General features: G+C 73.3%; 28 protein-coding genes and 1 pseudogene. 15 read left to right on the top strand and 14 right to left on the bottom strand.

The window, feature by feature from the left end; all coding sequences use genetic code 11:
* Nucleotide 1 precedes the first annotated feature (1 nt).
* Nucleotides 2–1,123: an acyltransferase family protein gene (locus SJY07_RS19750; protein ID WP_380161294.1), complete on the bottom strand. Its 1,122-nt coding sequence runs from the start codon at nt 1,121–1,123 to the stop codon at nt 2–4.
* Nucleotides 1,124–1,236: 113 nt separating this feature from the next.
* On the opposite strand from SJY07_RS19750, the gene SJY07_RS19745 reads away from it, so the two are divergent.
* Both SJY07_RS19745 and SJY07_RS19740 read left to right on the top strand, forming a co-directional pair.
* Nucleotides 1,237–1,446 carry a DUF3072 domain-containing protein gene (locus SJY07_RS19745; RefSeq protein ID WP_328292512.1) on the top strand — a complete coding sequence of 70 codons (210 nt, stop codon included), beginning with the start codon at nt 1,237–1,239 and terminating at the stop codon, nt 1,444–1,446.
* 18 nt (nt 1,447–1,464) lie between these two features.
* Nucleotides 1,465–2,199, top strand: coding sequence for a VOC family protein (locus SJY07_RS19740; RefSeq protein WP_380161293.1), 735 nt, complete (start codon nt 1,465–1,467; stop codon nt 2,197–2,199).
* On the opposite strand, the gene SJY07_RS19735 is transcribed toward SJY07_RS19740, so the two are convergent.
* Genes SJY07_RS19735 through SJY07_RS19725 form a run of 3 tightly spaced genes read right to left on the bottom strand, consistent with a single transcriptional unit; the run spans nt 2,196 to nt 4,232 of the window.
* Entirely contained in the window at nt 2,196–3,158 is a 963-nt protein-coding gene (locus SJY07_RS19735; RefSeq protein ID WP_380161292.1) for a quinone oxidoreductase family protein, read from the bottom strand. The two genes, SJY07_RS19740 and SJY07_RS19735, sit on opposite strands and share 4 nt — an antisense overlap.
* Nucleotides 3,159–3,201: 43 nt before the next feature.
* The gene (locus SJY07_RS19730) at nt 3,202–3,783 is read right to left on the bottom strand and encodes a LacI family DNA-binding transcriptional regulator (protein WP_380162417.1); all 582 of its coding nucleotides are present in this window, start codon (nt 3,781–3,783) and stop codon (nt 3,202–3,204) included.
* Nucleotides 3,783–4,232, bottom strand: a complete 450-nt coding sequence (locus tag SJY07_RS19725) for a LacI family DNA-binding transcriptional regulator (RefSeq protein WP_380161291.1) — start codon at nt 4,230–4,232, stop codon at nt 3,783–3,785. The genes SJY07_RS19730 and SJY07_RS19725 overlap by 1 nt, the downstream gene beginning before the upstream one ends.
* A 140-nt stretch (nt 4,233–4,372) precedes the next feature.
* Here SJY07_RS19725 and SJY07_RS19720 point away from each other — a divergent pair, with 140 nt between their 5' ends.
* On the top strand, nt 4,373–5,884 hold the full coding sequence (locus tag SJY07_RS19720) for an alpha-N-arabinofuranosidase (RefSeq protein ID WP_328292516.1): 1,512 nt from the start codon (nt 4,373–4,375) through the stop codon (nt 5,882–5,884).
* A gap of 1 nt (nt 5,885) precedes the next feature.
* On the opposite strand, the gene SJY07_RS19715 is transcribed toward SJY07_RS19720, so the two are convergent.
* From SJY07_RS19715 to SJY07_RS19705, 3 genes are read right to left on the bottom strand one after another with little or no spacing between them, the layout of a single operon-like run.
* The gene (locus tag SJY07_RS19715; protein ID WP_380161290.1) at nt 5,886–6,248 is read right to left on the bottom strand and encodes a hypothetical protein; all 363 of its coding nucleotides are present in this window, start codon (nt 6,246–6,248) and stop codon (nt 5,886–5,888) included.
* 7 nt (nt 6,249–6,255) lie between these two features.
* Nucleotides 6,256–7,149 carry a DNA/RNA non-specific endonuclease gene (locus tag SJY07_RS19710; RefSeq protein WP_328292518.1) on the bottom strand — a complete coding sequence of 298 codons (894 nt, stop codon included), beginning with the start codon at nt 7,147–7,149 and terminating at the stop codon, nt 6,256–6,258.
* Nucleotides 7,150–7,208: 59 nt separating this feature from the next.
* Nucleotides 7,209–7,970 carry a TipAS antibiotic-recognition domain-containing protein gene (locus tag SJY07_RS19705; protein WP_380161289.1) on the bottom strand — a complete coding sequence of 254 codons (762 nt, stop codon included), beginning with the start codon at nt 7,968–7,970 and terminating at the stop codon, nt 7,209–7,211.
* A 122-nt stretch (nt 7,971–8,092) separates the two neighbouring features.
* Between SJY07_RS19705 and SJY07_RS19700 the strand changes: the two genes are divergently transcribed.
* On the top strand, nt 8,093–8,677 hold the full coding sequence (locus SJY07_RS19700) for a hypothetical protein (RefSeq protein WP_328292520.1): 585 nt from the start codon (nt 8,093–8,095) through the stop codon (nt 8,675–8,677).
* Here SJY07_RS19700 and SJY07_RS19695 read toward each other — a convergent pair.
* The 3 genes from SJY07_RS19695 to SJY07_RS19685 form a co-directional block, all read right to left on the bottom strand.
* Nucleotides 8,655–9,317, bottom strand: coding sequence for a PadR family transcriptional regulator (locus SJY07_RS19695; RefSeq protein WP_328292521.1), 663 nt, complete (start codon nt 9,315–9,317; stop codon nt 8,655–8,657). The genes SJY07_RS19700 and SJY07_RS19695 overlap by 23 nt on opposite strands.
* 89 nt (nt 9,318–9,406) lie before the next feature.
* Nucleotides 9,407–9,796 (bottom strand): VOC family protein, encoded by a 390-nt coding sequence (locus SJY07_RS19690; RefSeq protein WP_380161288.1) that lies wholly within the window; start codon nt 9,794–9,796, stop codon nt 9,407–9,409.
* A complete protein-coding gene (locus SJY07_RS19685; RefSeq protein WP_380161287.1) occupies nt 9,793–10,074 on the bottom strand; it encodes an ArsR/SmtB family transcription factor in 282 nt (93 codons plus the stop codon). Before SJY07_RS19685 ends, SJY07_RS19690 begins: the two co-directional genes overlap by 4 nt.
* 470 nt (nt 10,075–10,544) lie before the next feature.
* Here SJY07_RS19685 and SJY07_RS19680 point away from each other — a divergent pair.
* Both SJY07_RS19680 and SJY07_RS19675 read left to right on the top strand, forming a co-directional pair.
* A pseudogene (locus SJY07_RS19680) lies at nt 10,545–10,703 on the top strand (DapH/DapD/GlmU-related protein); the annotation flags it as partial.
* 1,173 nt (nt 10,704–11,876) lie between these two features.
* Nucleotides 11,877–12,068, top strand: a complete 192-nt coding sequence (locus SJY07_RS19675) for a hypothetical protein (protein WP_380161286.1) — start codon at nt 11,877–11,879, stop codon at nt 12,066–12,068.
* Between the two features lie 26 nt (nt 12,069–12,094).
* On the opposite strand, the gene SJY07_RS19670 is transcribed toward SJY07_RS19675, so the two are convergent.
* The 3 genes from SJY07_RS19670 to SJY07_RS19660 are packed head-to-tail and all read right to left on the bottom strand — an operon-like array spanning nt 12,095 to nt 15,566.
* A complete protein-coding gene (locus SJY07_RS19670) occupies nt 12,095–12,709 on the bottom strand; it encodes a bifunctional 4-hydroxy-2-oxoglutarate aldolase/2-dehydro-3-deoxy-phosphogluconate aldolase (protein ID WP_328292526.1) in 615 nt (204 codons plus the stop codon).
* Entirely contained in the window at nt 12,706–14,289 is a 1,584-nt protein-coding gene (locus tag SJY07_RS19665) for an amidohydrolase family protein (RefSeq protein WP_380161285.1), read from the bottom strand. The genes SJY07_RS19670 and SJY07_RS19665 overlap by 4 nt, the downstream gene beginning before the upstream one ends.
* Nucleotides 14,286–15,566, bottom strand: a complete 1,281-nt coding sequence (locus SJY07_RS19660; RefSeq protein ID WP_380161284.1) for an amino acid deaminase — start codon at nt 15,564–15,566, stop codon at nt 14,286–14,288. The genes SJY07_RS19665 and SJY07_RS19660 overlap by 4 nt, the downstream gene beginning before the upstream one ends.
* A gap of 87 nt (nt 15,567–15,653) precedes the next feature.
* Here SJY07_RS19660 and SJY07_RS19655 point away from each other — a divergent pair, with 87 nt between their 5' ends.
* The 9 genes from SJY07_RS19655 to SJY07_RS19615 all read left to right on the top strand — a co-directional run bounded on the left by SJY07_RS19655 (nt 15,654) and on the right by SJY07_RS19615 (nt 22,039).
* Nucleotides 15,654–16,589, top strand: coding sequence for a sugar kinase (locus tag SJY07_RS19655; RefSeq protein ID WP_380161283.1), 936 nt, complete (start codon nt 15,654–15,656; stop codon nt 16,587–16,589).
* A complete protein-coding gene (locus SJY07_RS19650) occupies nt 16,586–17,356 on the top strand; it encodes an IclR family transcriptional regulator (protein WP_380161282.1) in 771 nt (256 codons plus the stop codon). The genes SJY07_RS19655 and SJY07_RS19650 overlap by 4 nt, the downstream gene beginning before the upstream one ends.
* Nucleotides 17,356–17,763 (top strand): RidA family protein, encoded by a 408-nt coding sequence (locus SJY07_RS19645; RefSeq protein ID WP_328292531.1) that lies wholly within the window; start codon nt 17,356–17,358, stop codon nt 17,761–17,763. The genes SJY07_RS19650 and SJY07_RS19645 overlap by 1 nt, the downstream gene beginning before the upstream one ends.
* Before the next feature lie 83 nt (nt 17,764–17,846).
* On the top strand, nt 17,847–18,338 hold the full coding sequence (locus SJY07_RS19640) for an STAS domain-containing protein (protein ID WP_380161281.1): 492 nt from the start codon (nt 17,847–17,849) through the stop codon (nt 18,336–18,338).
* A complete protein-coding gene (locus tag SJY07_RS19635) occupies nt 18,335–19,186 on the top strand; it encodes a GAF domain-containing protein (protein ID WP_380161280.1) in 852 nt (283 codons plus the stop codon). The genes SJY07_RS19640 and SJY07_RS19635 overlap by 4 nt, the downstream gene beginning before the upstream one ends.
* A gap of 33 nt (nt 19,187–19,219) precedes the next feature.
* Nucleotides 19,220–20,149, top strand: a complete 930-nt coding sequence (locus SJY07_RS19630; RefSeq protein ID WP_380161279.1) for a cutinase family protein — start codon at nt 19,220–19,222, stop codon at nt 20,147–20,149.
* Nucleotides 20,150–20,160: 11 nt separating this feature from the next.
* The gene (locus SJY07_RS19625) at nt 20,161–20,997 is read left to right on the top strand and encodes an alpha/beta fold hydrolase (RefSeq protein WP_380161278.1); all 837 of its coding nucleotides are present in this window, start codon (nt 20,161–20,163) and stop codon (nt 20,995–20,997) included.
* A gap of 144 nt (nt 20,998–21,141) precedes the next feature.
* Nucleotides 21,142–21,666 carry a nucleotidyltransferase domain-containing protein gene (locus SJY07_RS19620; protein WP_328292535.1) on the top strand — a complete coding sequence of 175 codons (525 nt, stop codon included), beginning with the start codon at nt 21,142–21,144 and terminating at the stop codon, nt 21,664–21,666.
* Between the two features lie 40 nt (nt 21,667–21,706).
* Nucleotides 21,707–22,039, top strand: a complete 333-nt coding sequence (locus tag SJY07_RS19615) for a HepT-like ribonuclease domain-containing protein (RefSeq protein WP_328292536.1) — start codon at nt 21,707–21,709, stop codon at nt 22,037–22,039.
* A gap of 33 nt (nt 22,040–22,072) precedes the next feature.
* Here SJY07_RS19615 and SJY07_RS19610 read toward each other — a convergent pair whose 3' ends face one another.
* Nucleotides 22,073–23,473, bottom strand: a complete 1,401-nt coding sequence (locus SJY07_RS19610; protein ID WP_380161277.1) for a putative bifunctional diguanylate cyclase/phosphodiesterase — start codon at nt 23,471–23,473, stop codon at nt 22,073–22,075.
* Nucleotides 23,474–23,478 lie beyond the last annotated feature (5 nt).

Raw genomic sequence — 23,478 nt, 5'->3', positions numbered from 1 at the left:
TCTAGGCGGGCGGGACGAGCAGGGCGGGCGACCTCCTCCGCGTCGGCAGGGCGAAGAGCCAGCCGGCCCCGACCCGCTGCGCCAGCGTCTGCGCCGCCAGGCAGCACCACGCGATCGCGAGGGTCAGCACGAGCGGGTACACCAGCACCAGCAGCAGCTGCGCCGGGTGCGGCAACGCCCCGAACAGGGGTTCGGTGACGGCGGCCAGCGGTCGCTGCACCACGATGAGGACGAGTCCGTGCAGGGCGTAGACCGGCAGGGTCCGTCGCCCCAGCCGCAGCAGCGGGGACGCCGCCCGCGGGAACCACGTGACGAACAGGACGGCCAGCAGCATCCCGGCGACCACGGCCCCGGCCCGGGTCGGGATCTCCAGGACCGCAGCCGGCACCCGCGAGAGGTCGAGGACGCGGACGGCGCCGAGCACCGCCACCAGGACGACGACGACCGCGAGCAGGGCCAGCGGCCGGGGACGTCGCGACAGTCGCCGGACCTGCTCGGGGAACCGCGCCCCGGCCAGGAACCAGACGAGGTTCTCCAGGACGGAGTGGGTGTCGCCCGACCCGGGCAGGACGCCCGAGAAGGAGGCGACGGCCAGCGCCGCGGCCAGCGCGGTGGGAACGGGCGCCGGCCACGACCGGGTGGCCCGCGCGAGCACGAAGTACACGGCGAGGGCGTAGAGGTACCAGAGCCCCGTCGAGGCGGTCAGCGCCGCACCCGGCAGACCGGAGGCGTGCTCGGGGGCCATGAAGGTCGGGATCCCGACCGCGAGCGCGACCCCGAAGCCCACCAGCATCCACAGGACGTGCAGGTAGAGGTTCTGCCCGACCCGGCCCCGGACCGACGCGCGCCAGGGCCGCGTCAGCGCCCGGGCGGCGAAGAACCCGGACACCGCGAAGAACAGCGGCATGCGCACGGGTCGCAGGACGACGTCGAGGAGGTCCCAGAGCGGCGGGGCGCCGGCCGCCGCGTACCAGCGCGACTCCTCCACGTGGAGGTAGGTCACGTGCCCCAGGACGACCAGCAGGATGCAGACGGCCTTGGCGGCGTCGGGCCAGGCCACGCGCGGTGGCGGTGCAGCGACCAGGGACCTCACGGTCCGTTCCGCCGCGGCGTCGTACGCCACGGTTCCCCCTCCACGACAGTTCGGTGGGCACACGGTATCGGCCGGTGGCGGGGCCGGGAACTCGCGTCACCCGTCGGCGCGCGCACTTCGTACAGGCGTCGTACGGTCAGCCGGTGAGCGAAACCCCCGACCCCACCCAGAACGCCGAGAAGGACCCCGAGACCTGGGTCACCGGCGACGAGCCCATGACCGGTCCGCAGAAGAGCTACCTGCAGACCCTGGCCCGCGAAGCCGGACGCGAGGTCCCCGAGGACCTCGACAAGGCCCGCGCCTCCGAGATGATCGACGAACTGCAGCAGGAGACCGGCCGCGGGAACTCCTGAACGGCTAGCCTCGCGGACGTGGACAGCCGCCTGGTGAACGTGGTCGTGGACGCCGTCGACCCCGGCCACCTCTCCCGCTGGTGGGCACAGGCCCTCTCGTGGCGCGTCGGGTACTCCGACGCGGACGAGATCGACGTCGTCCCACCGGCGGGCGAACCCGGGCTGGAACTCGTGTTCCTGCAGGTGCAGGACGAGAAGGTCGGCCCCAACCGCGTGCACCTCGACCTGGACACCTCCTCGACCGCCGAACAGCGGGAGACCGTGGAGTTCCTGCTCGACCTCGGAGCCCGTCGCGCGGACGTGGGCCAGGGGGAGGTTCCCTGGGTGGTCCTGGCCGACCCCGAGGGGAACGAGTTCTGCGTCCTCGACCCGAGACCGGAGTACGACGGGACCGGCACCGTCGCCGCCGTCGTCTGCCAGGCCCGCGACCCGCAGGGCCTCGCCGACTTCTGGGCCCCCGTCGCCGGTTTCAGCGTGGTCCGTTCCAGCCCGCAGGTGTGCGCGCTGCGGGCCGGGAACCGCGGCCCGTTCCTGGAGTTCGTCTCCTCCCCCACCCCGCACACGGTGAAGAACCGCTGGCACCTCGACGTCCGCGCCACCCGGACCGGCCCCGGTCGGGAACGCGTCATCGCCGACGCCCTCGCGGCCGGGGCCCGCCACGCCGACGTCGGTCAGGGCGACGGTGCGGGCTGGACCGTCCTGGCCGATCCCGAGGGCAACGAGTTCTGCGTCCTGAGCGGCACCGTCGACTAGGGGATCACCAGGAGCTTGCCCGTGGTGCGGCGCGCTTCGAGGTCCTCGTGGGCCCGGCGGGCGTCGGCCAGCGGGTAGGTGTGTCCGATCCGCACGTCGAGGTCCCCGGCCGCGATCCAGCCGAAGACCTCCTCGGTCCGCGACACCAGCTCCGCCCGGTCCCGGGTGTGGGAACCCAGCGTCGGACGGGTCAGGAACAGCGATCCGCCGGTGTTGAGCCGTTGGACGTCGAAGGGCGGGACCTGACCGCTCGAACCACCGAAGAGCACCATCAACCCCCTGGGGCGCAGGGCGTCCAGGCTCGCGTCGAAGGTGTCCTTGCCCACGCTGTCGTAGACGACGTCGACCCCGCGCCCGCCGGTCAGTTCGCGGGCCCGCGCGCTCGCCCCGTCGTAGCCGACGACGTCGTCCGCGCCCGCCGCGCGCGACAACTCGGCCTTCTCCGGCGTCGACACCGTGGTGAGGACCTTCGCCCCGCGCAGCTTCAGCATCTGCGTCAGCAGCAACCCCACCCCGCCGGCCCCGGCGTGCAGCAACGCCCAGGTGCCCTCGGTGACGGCGAAGGTGTCGGTGCAGAGGTAGTGCGCGGTCAGGCCCTGGAGCATCACCGCGGCCGCCGTGGTGGCCTCGACCCCCTCGGGCACCGGGACGAGTTCCTCCTGGGCCACGAGGACCTGTTCCGCGTAGCTCCCGGGCGCCTCCTTCCAGGCGACGAGCTGCCCGACGGTGAACCCCTCGACCCCCGGGCCGAGCCGCGCCACCCGTCCCGCGCCCTCGCTGCCGAGCACCGTCGGCAGCTGCAGCGGGTACACCCCGCTCCGGCGGTAGGTGTCGATGAAGTTCACACCCGCCGCCTCCACGTCGACGAGGACCCGGCCGGACCCGGGTTCCGGGGTGGTCAGCTCGGTGACGGTGAGGACCTCGGGTCCCCCGGTCGCTTCGATCTGCACGGCTCGCACGGGCCGATGCTGCCACCCCACCCCGGTGGCGACCCGGCCGGTGTCAGCCGCCGGAGCTCTCCCGGACCACGAGCCGGCCGGTCACCGTGAGCAGTCGTTCCGGGCCGTCGTGCCCCGCGAGGCGGTCGGCCAGCAGGCCCATGGCCAGGTCGGCCATCTCGGACCGGTCCAGCGTGATCGTGGTCAGGGTGGGCGCGCTGTAGCGGGCCTGCTCGACGTCGTCTACCCCCATGACGGCGACGTCCTGCGGCACCCGCAGTCCCAGCCCGCGCAACGCGTGCATCGCCCCGAAGGCCAGCAGGTCGTTGGCCGCGAAGATCGCGTCGACGTCGGGGCGGGCGGCCATCAGCGCCAGGGTCCCCTCGTAGCCGTACGCGCGGTCCCACTCGGGGAGCGGCCACAGCAGCGACGGGTCGAACTTGAGCTTCGCCCGGCGCAGGGCCCTGCGGTAGCCCTCGATGCGCTGGGCCACCACCGGGGGCCGCGTCGACGTCTGGAGCTTGTCCCCGAGGAAGGCGATGGTGTGGCGGCCGACCTCGGTCAGGTGGCGGACGGCGATGTCCCCGAGGTCGACGGAGTCGATGGTGACGCGGTCGTAGCCCGACCCCTCGCCGTGCTCGCCGATCAGGACGGCCGGCGTCGAGTCGCGGCGCTGCGCCAGCTCCCCCCGGGCATGGTCAACGGGACGAAGACCAGGCCGTCGACCAGTCGCACGGGGAAGCCGTTGGCGACCTCGCGCTCGCGTTCGAGGTCCCCGTCGGTCTGCTCCACGAGCAGCGTGATCCCGCGGGCCCGGGCCGCGGTCACCAGGGCGGAGGTCAGCTCGCCGTAGTAGGGACTCGTCACGTTGGGCAGCGCGAGCGCGACCAGTCCCGTCCGGCCCTGCCGCAGTTGACGCCCGATCCCGTTGGGGCGGTAGTCGAGCCGCTCGATGACGACCTTGACGCGCTCGCGCATCTCCGGCCGCACGTGCGGGTGGTCGTTGACGACGTTGGACACCGTCTTGATGGACACGCCGGCCGCCTCGGCCACGTCCCGCAGCGTCGTGGGTCGCGAACCGGTTCGGGGAGGCACCGGCGCATTCTTGCACCGCGCACCTTGACGGCGCTGCAGCTTTCGCGTTGACTGCCTTCCAACGTTGCAATCGTGCTGACCGACCCTTCACACCGCCGTGGCCATCACACAGTCGTGACCGTCAAAACAGGAGACCAACCGTGCGCACCGCTCGTCTCGCCCTCGACCCCGCCTTCACCGTGGGTCCCGTCCCGCGGAGGCTGTTCGGCTCGTTCGTCGAGCACATGGGCCGCTGCGTCTACACCGGCATCTTCGAACCCGACCACCCGAGCGCGGACGAGGACGGCCTGCGGACCGACGTGCTCGAACTCACCAAGGAGATCGGCCCGACCGTCGTCCGCTACCCCGGCGGGAACTTCGTCTCCGGTTTCGACTGGGAGGACTCCGTCGGCCCCCGCGAGGACCGCCCGCGCCGCATCGACCGCGCCTGGCGTTCCGTCGAGACCAACCAGTTCGGTCTCGCGGAGTTCGACGCCTGGGCCCGCAAGGTCGAGACCGAGACGATGATGGCGGTGAACCTCGGCACCCGTGGGCTGCAGGAGGCCTGCGACCTGCTGGAGTACGCCAACCTGAACTCCGGGACGAAGTTCGCGGACCTGCGCAAGGCGCACGGCAGCAAGGACCCCTTCGACATCAAGCTCTGGTGCCTCGGCAACGAGCTCGACGGTCCCTGGCAGACCGGCCACAAGACGGCCGCGGAGTACGGCCGGCTCGCCGCCGAGACCGGCATGGCGATGCGCTCGATCGACCCCGACATCGAACTCGTCGCCGTGGGTTCCTCCAGCCGTGCGATGCCGACGTTCGGCGAGTGGGAGCAGACCGTCCTGGAACTCTCCTACCACGCGGTCGACTACGTCTCGCTGCACGCCTACTACCAGGAGCACGACGGCGACGCCGCCAGCTTCCTGGCCTCCGCGGTCGACATGGACCTCTTCATCGACCAGGTCGTCGCGACGGCGGACGCGGTGCGCGCCAAGGGCAAGCACTCCAAGCGCATCAACCTGAGCTTCGACGAGTGGAACGTCTGGTACCAGTCGAAGCCCCACCACGCCGAGGGTGTCGAACCCTGGGACGTCGCCCCGCGCGTCATCGAGGACGAGTACTCGATCACCGACGCCGTCGTCGTCGGAACCCTGCTGAACTCCCTGCTCCGCCACTCCGACCGCGTGCACATCGGCGCGCAGGCGCAGCTCGTGAACGTCATCGGCCTGCTGCGCAGCGAACCCGGCAAGGAGGCGTGGAAGCAGTCCATCGCCCATCCCTTCGAGCAGATGCGCCGCCTCGCGACGGGCAACGTCCTGCAGGTCGTCACGACCAGCGAGAAGTACGAGACCGACAAGTTCGGTGACGTCGACGTCGTGGACGCCGCGGCGACCTACGACGACGAGTTCCTCACGCTGTTCCTGGCCAACCGCGACCAGACCGAACCGGCCTCGGTCGAGGTCCCGCTGCGGGGGTTCGACGTGGACCGCCTCGTGTCGGCGAAGGTCCTCGCAGCCACCGAGGGGCAGGACCGCCACACCACCAACCTCGAGGGCGACCACCAGGCCGTCGGTCTGCGCACCCTCGACGAGGTCACCGTGACCGCCGAGCAGGCGACGATCGTGCTGCCCCCGCTGTCCTGGGCCGTCGTCCAGCTCCGCAAGGGCTGACCTACAGCTCGTCCAACCGCAGGCGCAGCAGTTCGGCGAGTTCCACGGACTCGCCGTCGCGGGCGCCGCGACCGACCTGCAGGGGCGGTTCCGAGGGGCTGATCACGGCCCCCCGGAACCGCCCGGCCAGGCTCGGCGCCACGTCGAGGACGTAGTACTCCCCCGCGGGCCCGACCGCGAGGGAACCGTTGGCGCGCAGGTACCACCCCACGAGGTCGGTCCGGTACCGCGCCGAGCCGGCGCGGGCCCGCAGCGCCTCCGGCGCGATCCCCCGGCGGCGCAGTTCGCCGACGAAGTCGCGCAGCAGCTCCTGCGCCCGGACGGTCTCGGCCGCCCGGGCGCGCTCCCACCACTCCGCCGTCACCCGGCCACTACAGCAGCAGGTCCGCGGCCCGGCCAACGGGGCGCCAGAGCGGGACCTCGCCCTCGGCGCTGGAGACCGGGACCAGCCCCGGCATCCGGTCCGCCGCGACGAGCGGCCCGAAGTCGAGCCGGGTGAGGTCGGTGACGTCCGCGACGGGAACCTGGAACGTCCGGAACCCGCCCAGTTCGGGGACCTCCCGGGAACGCGGCGACCCGACGATCTCCTCCACCAGCGGGGTCTGGTCGAGGACGAAACCGGCGCTGGCGAGCACCGACACCTCCTCGGAGGGGTCGAGGTCGAGGGGTTGCGGCAGCAGGTACGCCGCGATCTTGTAGAAGCGACGCGGGATCCGCACACCGCGGTACTCGGGGTCGTCGTCCGCGAACACCGGTCCGCTCACCACGACGAGGCGCTGGTCCCACTGCCTGGCGTAGGCCAGGACGTGGTCCTCCAGCCCGAGCCACAGCTCCAGCGACTGGTTGAACGTCGAGGCCTGCGGGGCCGCGTTGGCGTAGGAGAACGTGTCGGCGTTGGCCCGCACCGCGTCGACCCCCCAGCCGGGGTCGCGGCGGCGCACCAGGTGTCCGCGGTCGAAGTCGTTGCGCGCGTAGAGCTCGGCACCGGCCTGGTCGTCGGGGCCCAGCCGCGGGTCGAGGAACCACTGGTCCCCCGACCGTTCGACGTCCACCAGGGAGGCGCCGTCGACGGCGACGACCGTCGCGGCCGCGAGGCGCCGGTCCGGCCGCTGCACGATGGAGAAGTGCGTGTACGGCAGGACGACGACCTCGGCCCCGTCGAGGGGTTCGGGCAACGGGACCAGCGGACCCGGCGCCAGGAACCGGGGGTCGAACCCCGCCCGGCCGAGAAGTTGCAGTCCCTGCGCCGTCTGCGTCTCGCTCATCCTCCGAGGGTGCACCCGACCTCCGACACGAGGGCCGTCCTGCGGGTGACGGGAGGGTGTCAGCTCAACACACGGTCCGCGAACACGTCCGCCGCCCGGGCCAGGAAGTCGGCCGTGCCCGGTCCGGCGGCGTCGTAGGCCGCGCGGAACCGCCCGTCCTCGACGTACATCCGCACCAACCCGCGGTACGCGGCCGCGTCGGGGGTCCAGAACACCGAGACCCAGGCGTGGTGGCGCCGCACGAGGTCCTGGACGGCCGGGGCACCCGGATCCTCCCCCACGGCGGCGGCCAGGCCGGCGGCGATCGCCTCGTGCTCGCGCTGGTGCTCCGCGCGGCCCTGCGCCCCGAGCTCGGACCACGTCCGGCCGGCGTCGTCGTGGGCGAGGCGCCCCCAGCGCTCGACGACCTCCTCCTCGTACCGTCCTGCGTCGAAACCGTCGAACATCCGAGACACCTCGATCTCCTTCCCGTCGGCCCCGTCGCCACCCTGGGACAACGTGGTGCGCACGCTCGTGGTGAGCCGGGCGATCCGGTCCGCCTGCTCCTCCAGCAGGGCGAGGTGCGTCCGCAGGGCGGCGACCTCGTCGACCCGGGCCTCGAGGACGTCGGCGATGGCCGCCAGGCCCAGACCCAGCTCGCGCAGCAGCAGGATCCGCTGCAACCGGCGCAGGGCGACGGCGTCGTAGTAGCGGTAGCCGTTGGCCCCGGTGCGGCTGGGGGTCAGCAGTCCGACGTCGTCGTAGTGGCGCAGGGTGCGGGCCGTCGCTCCCGTGGCCGTGGCGACCTCGTGGATCGTCCACTCCCGTGTTCTCGCGTGCACGGGACGACGGTAGGAGTTGACGCCACGACAACTGCAAGCCCGGGACTCAAGGGATCGCCGTCTCGTGACGACACGAACGCTCAGTGGACAGGAACGTCCAGGCCGACGGAGGAGGATTTCTCGTGCGTGTCACGCGGGCTGTCGTGCTGCTCCCGGTCCCTGCGGGCGACCTGCCTGCGCTGGACGCCTGCCTGGAGCACCTGGCGGCCGCGGCCGACGAGGCCTCCGCGGCCGGCATCCCCACGACCCTCGTGCTCGCGACGTCCTGCGACGCCCCTGCGTTGGCCCCGCTCCTCGGCGACTGGGGCCCGTTGGTCGACCTGCTGGACGACGTGGAGCTGACCGTCGACCACCACCCCGACGACACGCGCTCCCGCGGGGAACTGCGCGAGCTGACGGCCCACACCCTGGCCGCCCTCGTCGTGGACCCGGCAGAGGTCGTCGTCCTCACCACCACCTGCGACGTCGGCGTGAGCGTCGGGTGGATCACCGAGCACGTCCGTCACCACCGGGCGGGCGCGAAGGCCAGCACCGGTCCGGTCCGCGGGTCCGAGGGTCCGCACGAACCGGGCGCCAACCTCGCCGTCCGGGCGGACCTGCTGTCCACCGGCGCGCTCGCGCCCGACGGCTGGCGGCAGGTCCACCTCGTCCACGCGGTGACCCCCGTCGTGGCGACCCCGCAGGTCATCCTCCGGGCGTTTCCCTGAGGTCCTCGGCGAGGATCCCCAGCAGTTCCCGGCGCGCCTTCTCGAGCACGTCGCCGGCCCGCTGGAGGTCGCCGGGACGACCGGACAGCGCGATCTGCTGGTAGGTCATCGCGATCGAGCCGAGCTGCCTGCGCACCTGGTGCGCGCGCTCCCGGTCGGGTCCGCCGTCGAGGTTCTCCCACGGCGGCGGGGTCTCGGAGTACTCCTGCTCGACGTAGGCGCGACCCTCGTCGGTCAGGGTGAACTGCTTGGCGTCCGCGGGGTCCGCCGCGACGAGCCCCTCGTCCTGCAACTGCTGCAGGATCGGGTAGACCGACCCCGGGCTCGGCTTCCACTCACCGTCGCTGCGGCGGGTGACCTCCCCGATGATGCGGTAGCCGTTGCTCGGCCCCTCGGCCAGGAGCACGAGGACCGCGGCCCGCACGTCACCGCGCGGGCGACGGCCGCCACCCCGGCCGAACCCCCCGAAACCGCGTCCGGGGCCCCGCCCCTCGAACATCTCGCCGAACGCGGCGAACCCGGGGCCGAAACCCCGTCCGGGTCCGCCGAACGGGCCGCCACCGCCGGGGTGGTGCCCCCGGCCGTCCTGACGTCCTTCCCACGCGCCGCCCCACGGGCCGGCGAATCGGTTGCCTCTCATGTCTGCACCTCCGGGTCATCGCGCAGCCTCGTGCTGTCGCGATGCCTCAACGATATATCGCTATGGCTCGGGAGTGAAGAGGTGAGTGGTCAGGAGTTCAGGGACTGGATCTGCAGCAGGTTCCCGCACGTGTCGTCGAGCACCGCCGTGGTGACCGGGCCCATCACCGTCGCCGGCTGGGTGAAGACGACCCCGAGGGCGGCGAGGCGCTCGGCCTCCGCGGCGGCGTCCTCGACGACGAAGGCCGCGCTCGGGATGCCGTCGGCCACGAGCCCCTCGGTGTAGGCGATGGCGACGGGGTGCTCCCGCGGTTCGAGGACCAGCTCGACGCCGTCCGGGTCCTCGGGTGAGACCACGGTCAGCCAGCGGTGCTCGCCGAGCGGCACCTCGACCTTCTTCACGAAGCCGAGCACCTCCGTGTAGAAGGCCAGGGCCTTGTCCTGGTCGTCGACGAACACGCTCGTGTACGCGATCCTCATGCTGGTCGCCACCTCTCCTCGATCTCGGTCAGGAACCTGCGCAGCGGAGACGGGTCCAGGTCCAGGAACGTGTAGCGCCCCTCCCGGCGGAGCACGACGAGCCCGACCCCTTCGAGGACCGCGAGGTGCTGCGAGACGGCCTGGCGGGTCGAACCCGAGCCGTGCCGTTCGATCAGGCGCACCCGCAGCTCGAAGAGGGTCTGACCGCTGCGCCGGGTCAGCTCGTCGAGGATCGCGCGGCGGGTCGGGTCCGCCAGCGCCTTGAACACGTCGTCCACACGTCCGAGTGTTGGCAAGTCCCTACTTGCCTGTCAAGGGAGCGGTGGCGGTGCTAGCGTGTGAGCAAGCGCTTTCCAGTGACGGGAGGACGACCGTGAGCAGGTTCGACGTCGAACCCTGGGGATTCCGCCGCGAGGCGACCGCGGCCGAGCGGGAGGAGCAGCAGGCCTTCCACGACGAGCACCCGAAGTGGTCGCTCGGCGTCGACACGTTCGTCAGCCGGCTGGCCGCCGTCGAGACCGACTCCCTGGTCCTGGGCGACCGCTCCTACGTCGCGGCGAACGCCTACCTCAGCCACGACGTCCGCTTCGGCGCCGACTGCACCGTGAACGTCTTCGCCGTGGTCCGCGGTGACGTCCGCTGCGGGGACGGTGTCCGGATCGGGGCCCACACGTCGATCCTCGGGTTCAACCACGGCATCGAACCCGGGACGCCGGTGTTCCGGCAACCGTTGAGTTCGCGCGGGATCGTCATCGGCGACGACGTGTGGATCGGGTCGAACGTCGTCGTGCTCGACGGCGTCCACGTCGGGGACCACGCCGTCCTCGCCGCGGGCGCGGTCGTCACCCGGGACGTCGCCGCCGGGGCGATCGTCGGCGGGAACCCGGCCCGTCGGATCCGCTGGCGGGTTCCGCCGGCCGGGGCAGGCGACGACCTGGCGACCGCGCTCGGGCAGTTCGAGGAACGGGCCCGGTCCCAGGCCGGCGACGTCCTGGCGAGGTGCTGGAACCCGTCGCTACCCGGTGGCCAGTTCACCGACTCCCCCGGCGCCGGCCCCACCGTCCGCGCCCAGGCCGACGCCCTCGAGATCGCCGCCTACCTGCTCGACGACGCCCCGCCGCAACTCCCCCGCGACGAGCAGTTGGCCCGGCTCACGGCGCTCCAGGACCCGGAGACGGGGTTGGTGCCGTTGTTCGGCGCCGACGGCCTCCCCGTCCCGGGAACCCCGGACGCCGGCGACGGCAACGTGCTCTACCACGCGCTCTCCGTGGGCTACGCCCTCGACGTGTTCGGTGAGCGGTTCTCGCACCCGATCGGGTACTTCGCCCGGATGACCGCACCAGAACTCCTGGAGAACCTCGACGGCCTCCCGTGGGACGGCCGGGCGTGGGGTTCCGGGGCCTGGGTGGACGCGGCGGGGACCGCGTTCCGCTGGAACCTGGCCCGCGGGGAGCGCGGGGTCCCCGGAACCCTGGAGGCGCTCTTCGGCTGGCTCACGACGCGCGCCGCGCCCGGTACCGGCATGTGGGGGACCCCCGCCCCGGGCGAGGGGGTGCTGCAGGTCGTCAACGGTTTCTACCGCGCGAGCCGCGGGACCTTCGCCCAGTTCGGGGTTCCGCTCCCCCACCCCGAACGCGTCGTCGACACCGTCCTGACCCACCTCGGCGACCAGAGGCTGTTCGCCCCCGAACGCCGCAACGCCTGCAACGTCCTCGACGTGGCGCACCCCCTCTGGCTCGCCGGCAAGCAGACCCACCACCGCCGCGAGGAGGTGGTCACGGCCGCCCGGGGGCTGCTCGCCGACGCGCTGCGCACCTGGCAGGACGACAGGGGTTTCTCGTTCCTGGTCGGCCGCGAACCGGGCCTGCAGGGGACCGAGATGTGGCTGGCCATCGTGTGGTTGCTGGCCGACCTCGCCGGCTGTTCCGACGTCCTGCGCTACCGCCCCCGCGGCGTGCACCGCCCCGAAGCGGCGATCTCCGCCGTCCCGCGCTGACCCGACCGTCGAGGGGAACGTTCCGCGGCTCGGGAGGCCGCACGAGCCGCGGAACGTTCCACTTCCCGGCGGTAGCCTGACGACATGCCCTCCCCCAGCGGACGCCGCCGTCTGCCTCTCTGGGTCTGGGCGGTCCTCGCGTTCGTCGCGTACTACGCCTTCGCCGCGTTCGCCGGCTACTACCGCTGGCCGTGGTGGGTGCGGGGCGTCGGGCTCGCGGCGTGCATCGCCGGGTTCGCCCTCCTCGCCCGGCACCGCCGGAGCCGTGCGGACTGACCCGGGGACGCGGTGCGGGCCTCCCGCTAACCCATCGCGGCGACGAAGGCGGCGGCCCGCTCGGTGATGCCCGTCCAGTCCGCGGCGGCGACCAGTTGCGGCGGAACGACTCCGGTGCCCGCGGTGACCGCCGCCGCCCCGGCGGCGAGGTACTCGGCGGCGTTGCCCGCGCTGACCCCACCGGAGGGGACGAGCCGGACGTCGGGGTAGGGGCCGTGCAGATCGGTCAGGTAGCCCGGTCCGAGACGACCCGCGGGGAACACCTTGACCGCAGCCGCACCGGACTCGTGCGCGACCAGGACCTCGCTGGGGGTGAACGCGCCCATGAGGAACGGGATCCCCGCCGCCACCGCGGCCGCCGCCACCGCGGGCCGCAGGCCCGGGGTGACGAGGAACCGGGCTCCGGCGTCGATCGCGGCCCGCGCGTCGTCGTCGTCCAGGACCGTGCCGACGCCGAGGGAGATCCCCTCGGCACCGGCGGCGTCCCGCAGGTGGCGCAGGACGTCGGGGGTCGTGAACGTCAGTTCGACGGTGCGGATCCCGCCCGCGGCGAGCGCCGCGCACAGGGCCCGGGCGTCGGGGATCTCCGGCGCGCGGACGACGGCCACCACCCGGTCGGTGAACAACTGCTCGAGGCTCATGCGGTGACTCCTGTCGAGGGGTGGTGGCGCAGCGCCCGACCGGGCAGCGCATCGGTGCGCCGGCCGTCGGCGACGACGGGCTCGCCGCCGAGCAGGACGTGCGGGATGCCGACGGCCTGGCGTCGGGGGTGCTCGAAGGTGGCCCCGGCGGCCACCGTCGTCGGGTCGAAGAGGACGAGGTCGGCGACCGCGCCCGGCCGCAGGACTCCGCGGTCCCGCAGCCCCAGCCGCCGGGCCGGACGGGAGGTCATGTGGGCGACGCAGTCCTCCAGCCCGAGGACCCCCTCCTCCCGCACGTAGTGCCCGAGGTAGTGCGGGAAGGTCCCCCAGGCCCGGGGGTGCGGGCGGGCACCGACGAGGAGGCCGTCGCTGCCGACGGTGTGGCGCGGGTGGGCCATGATGGCGCGGACGTTCTCCTCGTGGCCGACGTGCTGCAGGATCGTCGTGCCGAGGCGGTCGCGACGCAGGACGTCGACGAACATCTCGAACCCGGTGATCCTGCGCCCCACGAGGTCCGCGAGTTCCGCGATCTCCGGGTGGCGGACCCCGGAGACCTGCACCGTGTCCCAGTCGACCGTGACGCCGTGGCAGCCGTCGGACCCCTCGACCTCGAGGGCGTACCGGATGCGCCGCAACGCCTCCGGGTCCCCGAGGCGGAGCAGGGTCGCCTCCGGGCCACCCTCGCTCGCCCAGCTCGGCAGCACCGCCGCGAGGGTGGTGGACCCGGGCAGGTAGGGGTAGGAGTCCAGGGTCACGTCGACACCGTCGGCGAGCGCCGCGTCGACGAGGTCGAGGAGTTCCCCGCCGCGGCCGGCGTTGACGCCGAAGTTCATCGTGGCGTGGGTGAGGTGCAGGGCGCAGCCGGCGCGGCGGGCGACGTCGACGACCTCGGCGTAGGCCTCGAGGGCGCCCTTGCCGTAGGAACGCTGGTGGGGGGCGTAGAAACCTCCGGCCGCACCGACGACCTGGCACAACGCCACGAGTTCCGCGGTGTCGGCGTACATGCCGGGCGTGTAGGTGAGCCCGCTCGACATCCCGACGGCGCCTTCGGCCAGGCCGAGTCCCACGAGTTCCCGCATACGCTGGAGTTCCGCCGCGGTGGCGGGGCGGTCGGTGGTTCCGACCACGACCATCCGTACCGTGCCCTGGGGGACGAGGTAGCAGACGTTGACGGCGGCGCCGCGGTCGACGCGGTCGAGGTAGGCCCCGACCCCGGGCCACCCGAGGTCGTCGTCGGGGATCCCGTTCCACCCCGCGAGCTGGTCGCGCAGGACGGCGAGGGCGGCGGCGTCGACGGGGGCGTAGCTCAGCCCGTCCTGGCCGACGACCTCGGTGGTGACCCCCTGGGTGGTCTTCGCGAGGTGCTGCGGGTCGGTGACGACCGCGAGGTCGGAGTGGGCGTGCATGTCGATGAAACCCGGCGACAGCACGAGCCCGTCGGCCCGCAGCTCCCGCGCCCCGGCGGTCGTCCCGACGTCCCCGAGTTCCGCGATCCGGCCGTCGACGACGAGGGCGTCACCGCGGCGGCCGGGTCTCCCCGTACCGTCGACGATGGTGGCCCCGCGGACGACGAGGTTCACCCGAACACCGTGCGCACCCAGTCGACGAGCACGGGTTGCGGGGCGAGGGCGTCGTCGACGACGGGCAGGAGCTGCCACTTGTCGAACGTCGTGCAGGGGTGGGACAGACCGAGGCGGACGACGTCACCGACCCGCAGTTCCCGGGCGTCGCCGGTCAGGGACAGGAACGTGTGCTGGTCGTTCATCGCGGTGACGGTGGCTCCCTCGAGGGGTTCGGTGTCGCCCGTGGCCGCGCGGCGCACCGCCTGCACCTCGGGGAGCCCTTCGTCGAAGGCGAGGTCGCGCTTGCCCGCGTCGCCGAGCGCGAGACCCGGTTCGGGGCGGGAGACGATGCGGACCCACCCGTGGAGGGCGGCGCGCAACTCCCCCTCGCTGCCGCGGTTCATCGGGGTGATCCCGCGGTAGAACCCGTCGTCGTGGGCGACGTAGGCGCCGGCCCGCACGACGACGCGCGTCGGGGCTCCCCGCGTCCCGTCGGGGTCGTGCGCCCCGGCGAGCACGTCGGCCACGGCGTCGAAGTAGGCGCTGCCACCGGCGCTGACGACGAGTCCACCGGGGACGTCTCCGTACAGACCCTGGTCCAGCAGCGTCCGGTGCAGCGCGGCGAGGTCGGAGAGGTAGGTGCGGACCACGACGAGGCTCGCGGGGCTCGCGTCGTGAGCCAGCGCTCCCTCGTAGCCCGCGACCCCCGCCAACCGCAGGCCGGGGGTCGCGGCGACGGCCCGGGCGACCTCCACCGCGGCACTGCGGGAGCGGGCTCCGGTCCGGCCCCCGGTGGCCCCGAGTTCCACGAGGACGTCGATGGGCGCGACGGCGTCGGCGACGTGCGGGGCCATCGCCTCGACGACGTCGACCCCGTCCACCCAGGTGAGGACGCGGGCGGTGCGGGGCTTGCCGAGGAACCGCAGCACCTGCGGGTCGAGGACGGGGTAGGCCGCGAGGACCCAGTCCAGGCCCTCGCGCAGGGCCACGGTGAGCTGCCACCCGGTCGCGACGGTGATCCCGATCGCGCCGGCCTCGAGCTGGGCCCGCCAGATCGAGGGGGCCATCGTCGTCTTGCCGTGCGGGGCGAGGTCGACACCGGCCGCGGCGGCCCAGGCGGCCATCGTCGCGACGTTGCGGGTCAGGGCGGTGGCGTCGAGGGTGACGAGCGGGGTGGGGAGATCGGCCAGGCCGGGGCGGGTCGCCGCGAACTCGTCGGCCGGAACCCCCCAGGCGTCGACCGGCACCGCCTTGCCCCCGGCCGGGAGCGCGCCGATCTCCGGGGCGTCGTACACCACACCGACCTCCACTGCGTCGTGACTGCGTTGCGCGCTGCGCAACGGACGTTGCAGCAGCGGTCGACGCCGTTCTAGCATCGCGCCGTGTCCCGGTCAAAGGTCCTGTGCGTCGGCGAGGCGATGGTCGTGCTGACGCCCGCCCGGGACGTCCCCCTGGCCGAGGCGGACCTCTTCGTCCGCACCGTCGGCGGCGCGGAACTCAACGTGGCCCTGACCCTCGCCCGCCTCGACGTGGACGTGAGCTGGCTCTCGCGCCTGGGCGACGACGGGTTCGGTGAGCACGTCCTGGCCCTCGCCGACGGGGTCGGCGTGGACGTCGGCGCCGTCGAACTCGACCCGGACCGGCCGACCGGCCTCTACGTCAAGGCTCCGGGGGTCGCCGCCGACGGGTCCCGGCGTTCGCGCATGCACTACTACCGCAGCGGGTCGGCGGCCTCGGCCCTCTCCCCCGAGTTCCTCGACCGGCCCGCCGCGCGCGCGGCCCTGGCCGAGGCCGACACCGTCCACGTCAGCGGGATCACGCCCGGCCTCTCCGACTCCGCGGCCGCGTTCTGCGCCGCACTCGCCGACCGGGTGCGGGGCAGCGCCACGACGCTGTCGGTGGACCTGAACCACCGCCCCGCGCTGTGGCGCGGACGCAGCGAGGAACCACTGCGCCGGTTGGCCGCCGCGGCCGACGAGGTCCTGCTCGGCGCCGACGAGGCGCGGGTGGTGTTCGGCACCGACGACCCGGCCGCGCTGCGCACGGCCCTGCCGGGCGCCCGGCGGATCCTGCTGAAGCAGGAGGAGCACGGCGTGCTCGTGCTCGAACCGGGGAACCCGGACCGCCACGTTCCCGCCCTGACGGTCGACGTCGTCGAACCCGTCGGCGCGGGCGACGCCTTCGCCGCCGGCTACCTCGCCGGGCGCGCCCACGGGTTCGCCGTCGACGCCGCCGTCGGGTTCGGTCACCGCTGCGCCGCCGCCGCTCTCGTGACCCGGGGCGACCGCCCCGCCGAGGTCCCGGCGCTGACGGGGTGAGCCAGTCACTGCTGCGCGCCCTCGGGCTGCTCGACCTCGTCGCCGGCGGTACGGCGACCCTGGGGGAACTCGCCGAGGGGACGGGGACCCACAAGAGCACCGTCCTGCGGTTGCTGCGGGTCCTCGAGGACGCGGGCTACGTCCACCACGACGAGCAGCACCGCTACGTCCTCGGCTCGCACCTGTTCCGCCTCGCCCAGCAGGCCCTGGACTCCTTCGACGTCCGGGCCGTGGCCGCCCCCCGGTTGCGGCGCCTGCGCGACGACGTCGGGCAGACCGTCCACCTGGCGGCCTTCGACGGTTCCGTCGCCACCTACGTGGACAAGCTCGAACCCCGCAGCGCCGCCGTCCGGATGGCCTCACGCATCGGGAACACCGCCGCGCTGCACTGCACCGCCGTCGGGAAGGTGTTCCTCGCCGACCTGCGGCCCCCCGACCGGGCGGAACTCGTGGCGACCCTGGAGTTCCCCCGGCTGACGACGAGGACCCTCACCGGCCCCGAGGAACTGCTCGCCGAGGTCGCGACCGTCGCCGAGGCGGGCTGGGCGCAGGACCACGCGGAGAACGAGACCTTCGTCAACTGCGTCGGCGCCCCGGTCCGCGGCGCCGACGGACGCGTCCTCGCCGCGGTCTCGATCTCGGTGCCCGACGTGCTGCTCCCCCACGAGGCCGTCCTCGACCTCGTGCCCGCCCTGTTGTCCGCGACCGCGGACATCTCCCGCTCGTGCGGGTTCCTCGACCACCCCGACGAGAAGGAGAACTCCTGATGACCACCCGCACCGCCGTCACCACGACCGACGCCCCCGCCCCGGCGCACACGTTCTCGCAGGGCGTCCGCAAGGGACCGCTGCTGCAGGTCTCCGGCCAGGGCCCGGTGGACCCGGTGACCAACGAGTACCTGCACCCCGGCGATGTGAAGGCGCAGACCCTGCGGACGTTGCGCAACGTCGACGCGATCCTCCGCGCGGGCGGTGCGAGCTTCGACGACGTCGTCATGCTCCGCGTCTACCTCACCACGCGCGACGACTTCGCCGCGATGAACGAGGCCTACGGCGAGTACGTCGGCGCGCACTGCACCTCCGGTGTCCTGCCCGCCCGGACGACCGTCATGACCGGCCTGCCCCGCGAGGAGATGCTCGTCGAGATCGACGCGCTCGCCGTCCTGGACGACTAGGGTCCAGGGCCACCTCGGCGGAGTCGCCGCACACCCTCGTGGTTCAGGACCTCGGGTGGGGGTAGGGCCTCGCCACCTGTCGGGTGGCCGGCCGCAGTCACCGGTCCAACAGCGGGCGCGCCGTCACCCCCACCCCGAGGGCACGCACGGACTTCTCCGTCGACCAGCACCGCGAGAGTGACCTCGCGGTCATCTCGTTGCAGGGCAACCTGACCACCGAGACCACGGACCGGCTCTCCGCGTGCCTCGACACCACGGTGCCCACGACCCGGTCCCTGGTGATCGACCTCAGCCGCACCACCGCGCCGGACGAAGAGGGTCTCTCGGTGCGGCTCGACGCGGGACGCCGGGCACGTCGTCGAGGTGGCGCCGTGCGAGCGGCCGGAGTCCACGGCGCCGTCGAGTACGTGTTCGAGGAGTTCGACGCCTGGCACAGCCTCGGAGGCCGACACAGCCCGGACGAGGAGGTGCGACGTCTCCACGCCCGCGACGCGGCCCGTGACTACTTCCGCCCCGCGGTCCCGGCGGGCCTCGACGGTCACCGTCACCACCACGGCGATCGCGGGCCCGCATGACCCTCGCCGACCACTTCCGCGAGGCATACGTCTTCCACGCCGGCTGGGACGACGCCGACCTGGTGCCCACGACCCTGGCCCGGACCGTCGCCAGCGTGCTGGAGGTCGACGCCGCGAGCATCAGCTTCTTCGGCGGTGACCACCGGGTCCTGCTGGGGGCCAGCACCTCCGAGGCCACCGCCGCCGAGCAGTGGCAGTACACCCTCGGCGAAGGACCCTGCATCACCGCGTTCCAGCACTCCGCGCCGGTCGTGGCCGACGAACCGTCCTTCGCCCGCCGCTGGCCGACTCTGCACCAGCGGGTCCGTCGGCACAGTCCCTACCGCTCCGTGGTCGCCGTGCCCCTGGTGCTGGGGAGCGGCGGCGGCATCGGTGCGATCGACCTCTACTTCACGGATGCCCAGGTGCGCCCGGGTTTCGACGTCGATTCCGCCCAGGCCGTGGCGGGCATGGCCTGTTCGGTGCTGCTGCAGGCCACCCTGCACGGTCACACCCGTGCGGAATCCGCCGACGGCGAGGGCGGAGAGGTCGAACTCACCCTCCCCACCGAGTGGCTGGACACGCACGCGGCGAGCCGGCGCTACCGGGTGTGGCTGGCCGTCGGGATCCTCACCTCGACGCTCCAGACCGACACCTCGAGTGCCTTCGCGTTGCTGCGCGCCACGCCCACTCCCGCGACCAGACGCTGGAGGAGGTGGCCGAGGACGTCGTCAGCGGCCGGACGCCGGTCGCCGACCTCGGGGACCGGCCGCACTCCTGACCCCCGGAGACCGCCGACAGCTCGACCCGGATGGTGTCACCGGACTCGGGGAAACCCTTCCGAACCCGAGCTCGCCACCCGGCGGTAGGCGCTTGCCGGTGACCGCGGGGCCGGGCACGCTGTGCACCGGCTGAGCGGCGACCCGCCGCCGTACTCCGACGTCGTGGAGGAAGAACCCGTGCTGCGCATCCCCTCGTCCCGCCGGCTGGTCGCCACCCTCGCCGCGCTCGCCGCCACCGGTGGCGCCCTGCTGAGCGCCGCCGCACCGGCCACCGCCGCCACCTGTTCCGACGTCGAGGTCGTCTTCGCGCGCGGCACCGGCGAGACGCCCGGTCTCGGCATCGTCGGCTCGCCCTTCGTCCGGGCCCTCACGAGCGAGCTGTCGGACCGGACCGTCACCTCCTACGCCGTGGACTACGCCGCCAACACCTCCCAGACCAGCGCCGGCCCCGGTGCCACCGACATGAGCGCCCACGTGCGCGAGGTGGCCGCGGCCTGCCCTTCGACCCGGTTCGTCCTCGGGGGCTACTCCCAGGGCGCGACCGTCACCGACATCGCGGTGGGCATCCGCACGGGTACCACCACCGGCACGCCCGTCCCCGCCGAGCTGTCCGGTCGCGTCGCCGCGGTCGTCGTGTTCGGCAACCCGCTGGGGCTGAGCGGACGCACCATCGCCACCGCCAGCACCACCTACGGGACGAAGTCGAAGGACTACTGCAACAGCAGCGACACCGTCTGCGGCAGCGCCCCCAAGACCGGGACGGGCAGCCACCTCAGCTACCCCAGCAACGGAGCCACGACGGAGGGCGCCCGGTTCGCGGCGGGTCTGGTGCGCGCCGGGGGCGGACCCACCACGCCCACCCCGACCCCCACCCCGACGAGTTGCGTGCGCGACAGCACCCGGGCCCACGTCGCCGCCGACCGCGCCGTGAGCCTGTACGGCTACGCCTACGCCCGCGGTTCCCGCGACGCCCTGGGCCTGACCAGCAGCTACACCATCGTCTCGCTGCGCCAGGTCGACGGCGGCTGGACCCGCGTCGCCGCCTGCTGAGCGGCACGTCGGTGGACTCCTTCACCCGGGCCGGCCTGGACTTCTCCACCGGCGACCACGGCCCCGCCGACGGGGACGTGGTCGTCTGCCTGCACGGGTTCCCGCAGGGCCCGGAAGCCTACGACGCCGTCGTGCCCCGGCTCGTGGCGGGCGGGCTGCGGGTCCTCGTGCCCGAACAGCGGGGTTACGGCGCGCGCGCCCGGCCCCCGCGCCGCCGCGACTACGCGCTGCCCGAGCTCGTCGCCGACGTCGTCGCGTTGCTGGACGCGGCCACGCCGACCCGGCCGGCCCGGCCGGTGCACCTCGTCGGCCACGACTGGGGCGGGGTGGTCGCCTGGGCCCTGGCCGCGACGCACCCGGAACGGCTCGCGTCCCTGACCGTCCTCTCGCAGGCCCACCCGGCCGCCTACCGGCGCGCGGTGACGTCCTCGACGCAGGGGCTGCGCTCGACCTACGTCGGGTTCTTCCAGCTGCCGCTGCTGCCCGAGCGGCTGCTGCTGGCCCGGGGTGGTGAGCTGCTCTCAGCTTCCCTGCGGCGCAGCGGGTTGCCCGCGGACCTCGCCGCCGGGTACGCCCGCCGGCACAGCGCGCCGGGAAGCCTGCGCGCGGCGCTGGGCTGGTACCGGGCCCTGCCGTTCGCCCGTCCCGTCGGCGACGTCGAGGTGGCCACGACCTACCTCCACGGTCGACGGGACCCGTTCTACGCCCGCGCCGCCGTGGACCGGACCGCCGACCACGTCCGCGGTCCCTACCGCCACGTCGAGCTCGACACCGGCCACTGGGTGCCCGAACTGGCCCCGCAGGCCGTCGCGGACGCGGTCCTGTCCGCCGCGGGCCGGCGGGCCTAGGCCTGCTCGGTGCGAGGCGCGCCGTCGCCGACCGGCGTCAGCCCCCGTCGAGGACCGGCTGTCCGTGCCTCGACGTTCATGACCAGCACCCCCCGGTGCCGGCTCATCGGCGACGTCGCATCGACGATTCGCTATGGTGACGACGTGCCCGTCATCGAGTCCGCCGAAGTGCTGCTGAAGGACGCGCGTCGGCGCGCCGGACTGACACAGGCCCAGCTGGGCCAGCGCGCCGGAGTGACCCAGAGCGTGATCAGCGCCTACGAGTCCGGGCAGCGCCAGCCCTCCCTGCCGACGCTGCTGCACCTGCTGCGCGCCAGCGGTCACCTGCTCGATGCCTCACTGATCACCATCGACTCCCCACCCACCACCGCGCTCTCCGGCCCCCTGGGACAGCGCCTGCGCCGGCACCGGCGCAAGGTCAAGACGATCGCCGCCGCTCACGGCGTGCACCACGTCCGTGTCTTCGGCAGCACCGCCCGCGGCACCGAACGTCCCGACTCCGACGTCGACCTGCTCGTTGACCTACCTGCCGGGACGGGGCTGTTCGCGCTGGGGCGTCTGCGACGGGACCTGGAGGACCTCCTGCACGCACCGGTCGACCTGGTCCCGGAGGACGGACTCAAACCCGAAGTGCGCGCCAACGTCGAAGCGGACCTGGTGCCCCTGTGAGTGCGACGACAGCGACGATGGGCAGGGCCGTGGTGTTCACGTGAGCCGGCACGCCCGCCAGCGACTGTTGGACGTGCAGGCGGCCCTGGACGCCATCGACGCTCACACCCGCCGCGGGGACCTCTCCGACGGTCTCGTCTTCGACGCCGTCCGGGTGCGACTGATCGAGATCGGCGAGGCCGTCAAAGCCGTCTCGGACGAGGTGCTGGCCGGGGAGCCGGACCTGCCGTGGTCGGAGATCGCCCGCATGCGCGATCATCTCGCCCACCGCTACTTCGACACCACCCACGCCATCGTCGCCGCCACCGTCACCCAGGACCTGCCCGAACTTCGGCGAGCTGTCGAACGGCTCCTCGAGAACCTCGGCGACTGACCTCGGAACGCTCGGTCATCCGCCGACCGCGACCTACCGCAGTTCGACGGCGGCGCCGGTCATCCCCTCGGTGCGGGCCCAGGCCAGCGCCTTCTCGGCTGGCAGCGGACGGGCGAAGAAGAACCCCTGGAGTTCGTCACAGCCCAACGCGCACAACCGGTCCGCGGAGGCGAGGGTCTCCACGCCCTCGGCGACGACGACGAGTCCGAGCTGGTGGGCCAGGGCGATGACCGAGGACACGATGACCTCGTCCTCCGGGTGCGCCACCATCTCGGAGACGAACTGCCGGTCGATCTTGAGTTCGTGGACGGCGAGACCGCGCAGGTGGCCGAGGCTCGTCGAGCCCGCCCCGAAGTCGTCGACGGAGACGCGGATCCCGCGCTCGCGCAGCTTCGCGACCGTGACCCGCGCCCCCTCGGGGTCGTTGATGACGGCCGTCTCGGTGATCTCGAGCACCAGCGCGGACGGGGTCCACCGGGTGAGGGCCAGGGCCTCCTCGACCACGCCCAGCAGGCCCGCGTCGAGGGTGACCGCGGAGATGTTCACCGACATCGAGACGTCGACGCCCTGGGCCCGCCAGGTCGCGGCCTGGCGCAACGCCGTGATGAGCACCCAGCGCGTCAGCGGGTGGATGAGGTTGGTGCGTTCGACGAACGGCAGGAAGTCGGCGGGCAGCAGGAAACCCCGCGACGGGTGGTTCCAGCGCACCAGCGCCTCGAAACCCACCAACCGGGAACCGTCACCGGAGACCTTGGGCTGGTAGTGCAGTTCGAGCTGGTCGGCGTCCATCGCCCCGCGCAGCTGCCCGAGGAGTTCCAGGCCCCCGGCCGAGTGCGGGTCGCTCGCGGCGTCGTAGCGCAGGACCCCGACCCGGCTCCGCTTGGCCGCGTACATGGCGATGTCGGCGTGCTGCAGGAGTTCCCCGAGGGAGTTCCCGTCGACCCCCGCGACGGCGATGCCGATGCTGCCCTGGAGGTCGATCGGGACGACCCCGGCGTGGAAGCTCCCGACGGAGAGGGCGGCGAGGAGGCGTTTCGCGACGACCTCGAGGTCGTCGCCCGGGCCGGGCGCGGGGACGAGGACGGCGAACTCGTCCCCACCGAGGCGGGTCACCGGACCCCGGTCGCCGACGGTGGCGGTGAGGACCCGGGCGACCTGGACGAGGACCTCGTCCCCGGCCGCGTGCCCGAGGGTGTCGTTGACGTCCTTGAACCCGTCGAGGTCGAGGAGCAGCAGCCCCAGACCGCGCCCCGAGGCCAGCAGCGGTTCACCCGACTCGACGAGCGCGCGGCGGTTGCCGAGCCCGGTGAGCGGATCGGTGCGGGCGAGTTCGTCACGGGCCCGGTCGCGTTGGCGGACGAGGACGGTCAGGAGGACGGAGGCCACCACGATCACGAGCACCGAGGTGGTCCAGGCGATCGAGGCGGCTGTCACACGAG

The sequence above is a fragment of the Kineococcus sp. R86509 genome, assembly GCF_042466365.1.
Classification (GTDB): domain Bacteria; phylum Actinomycetota; class Actinomycetes; order Actinomycetales; family Kineococcaceae; genus Kineococcus.
Note: the sequence above shows the minus strand (reverse complement) of the source record. Positions and strands in the feature narration are given on the sequence as shown.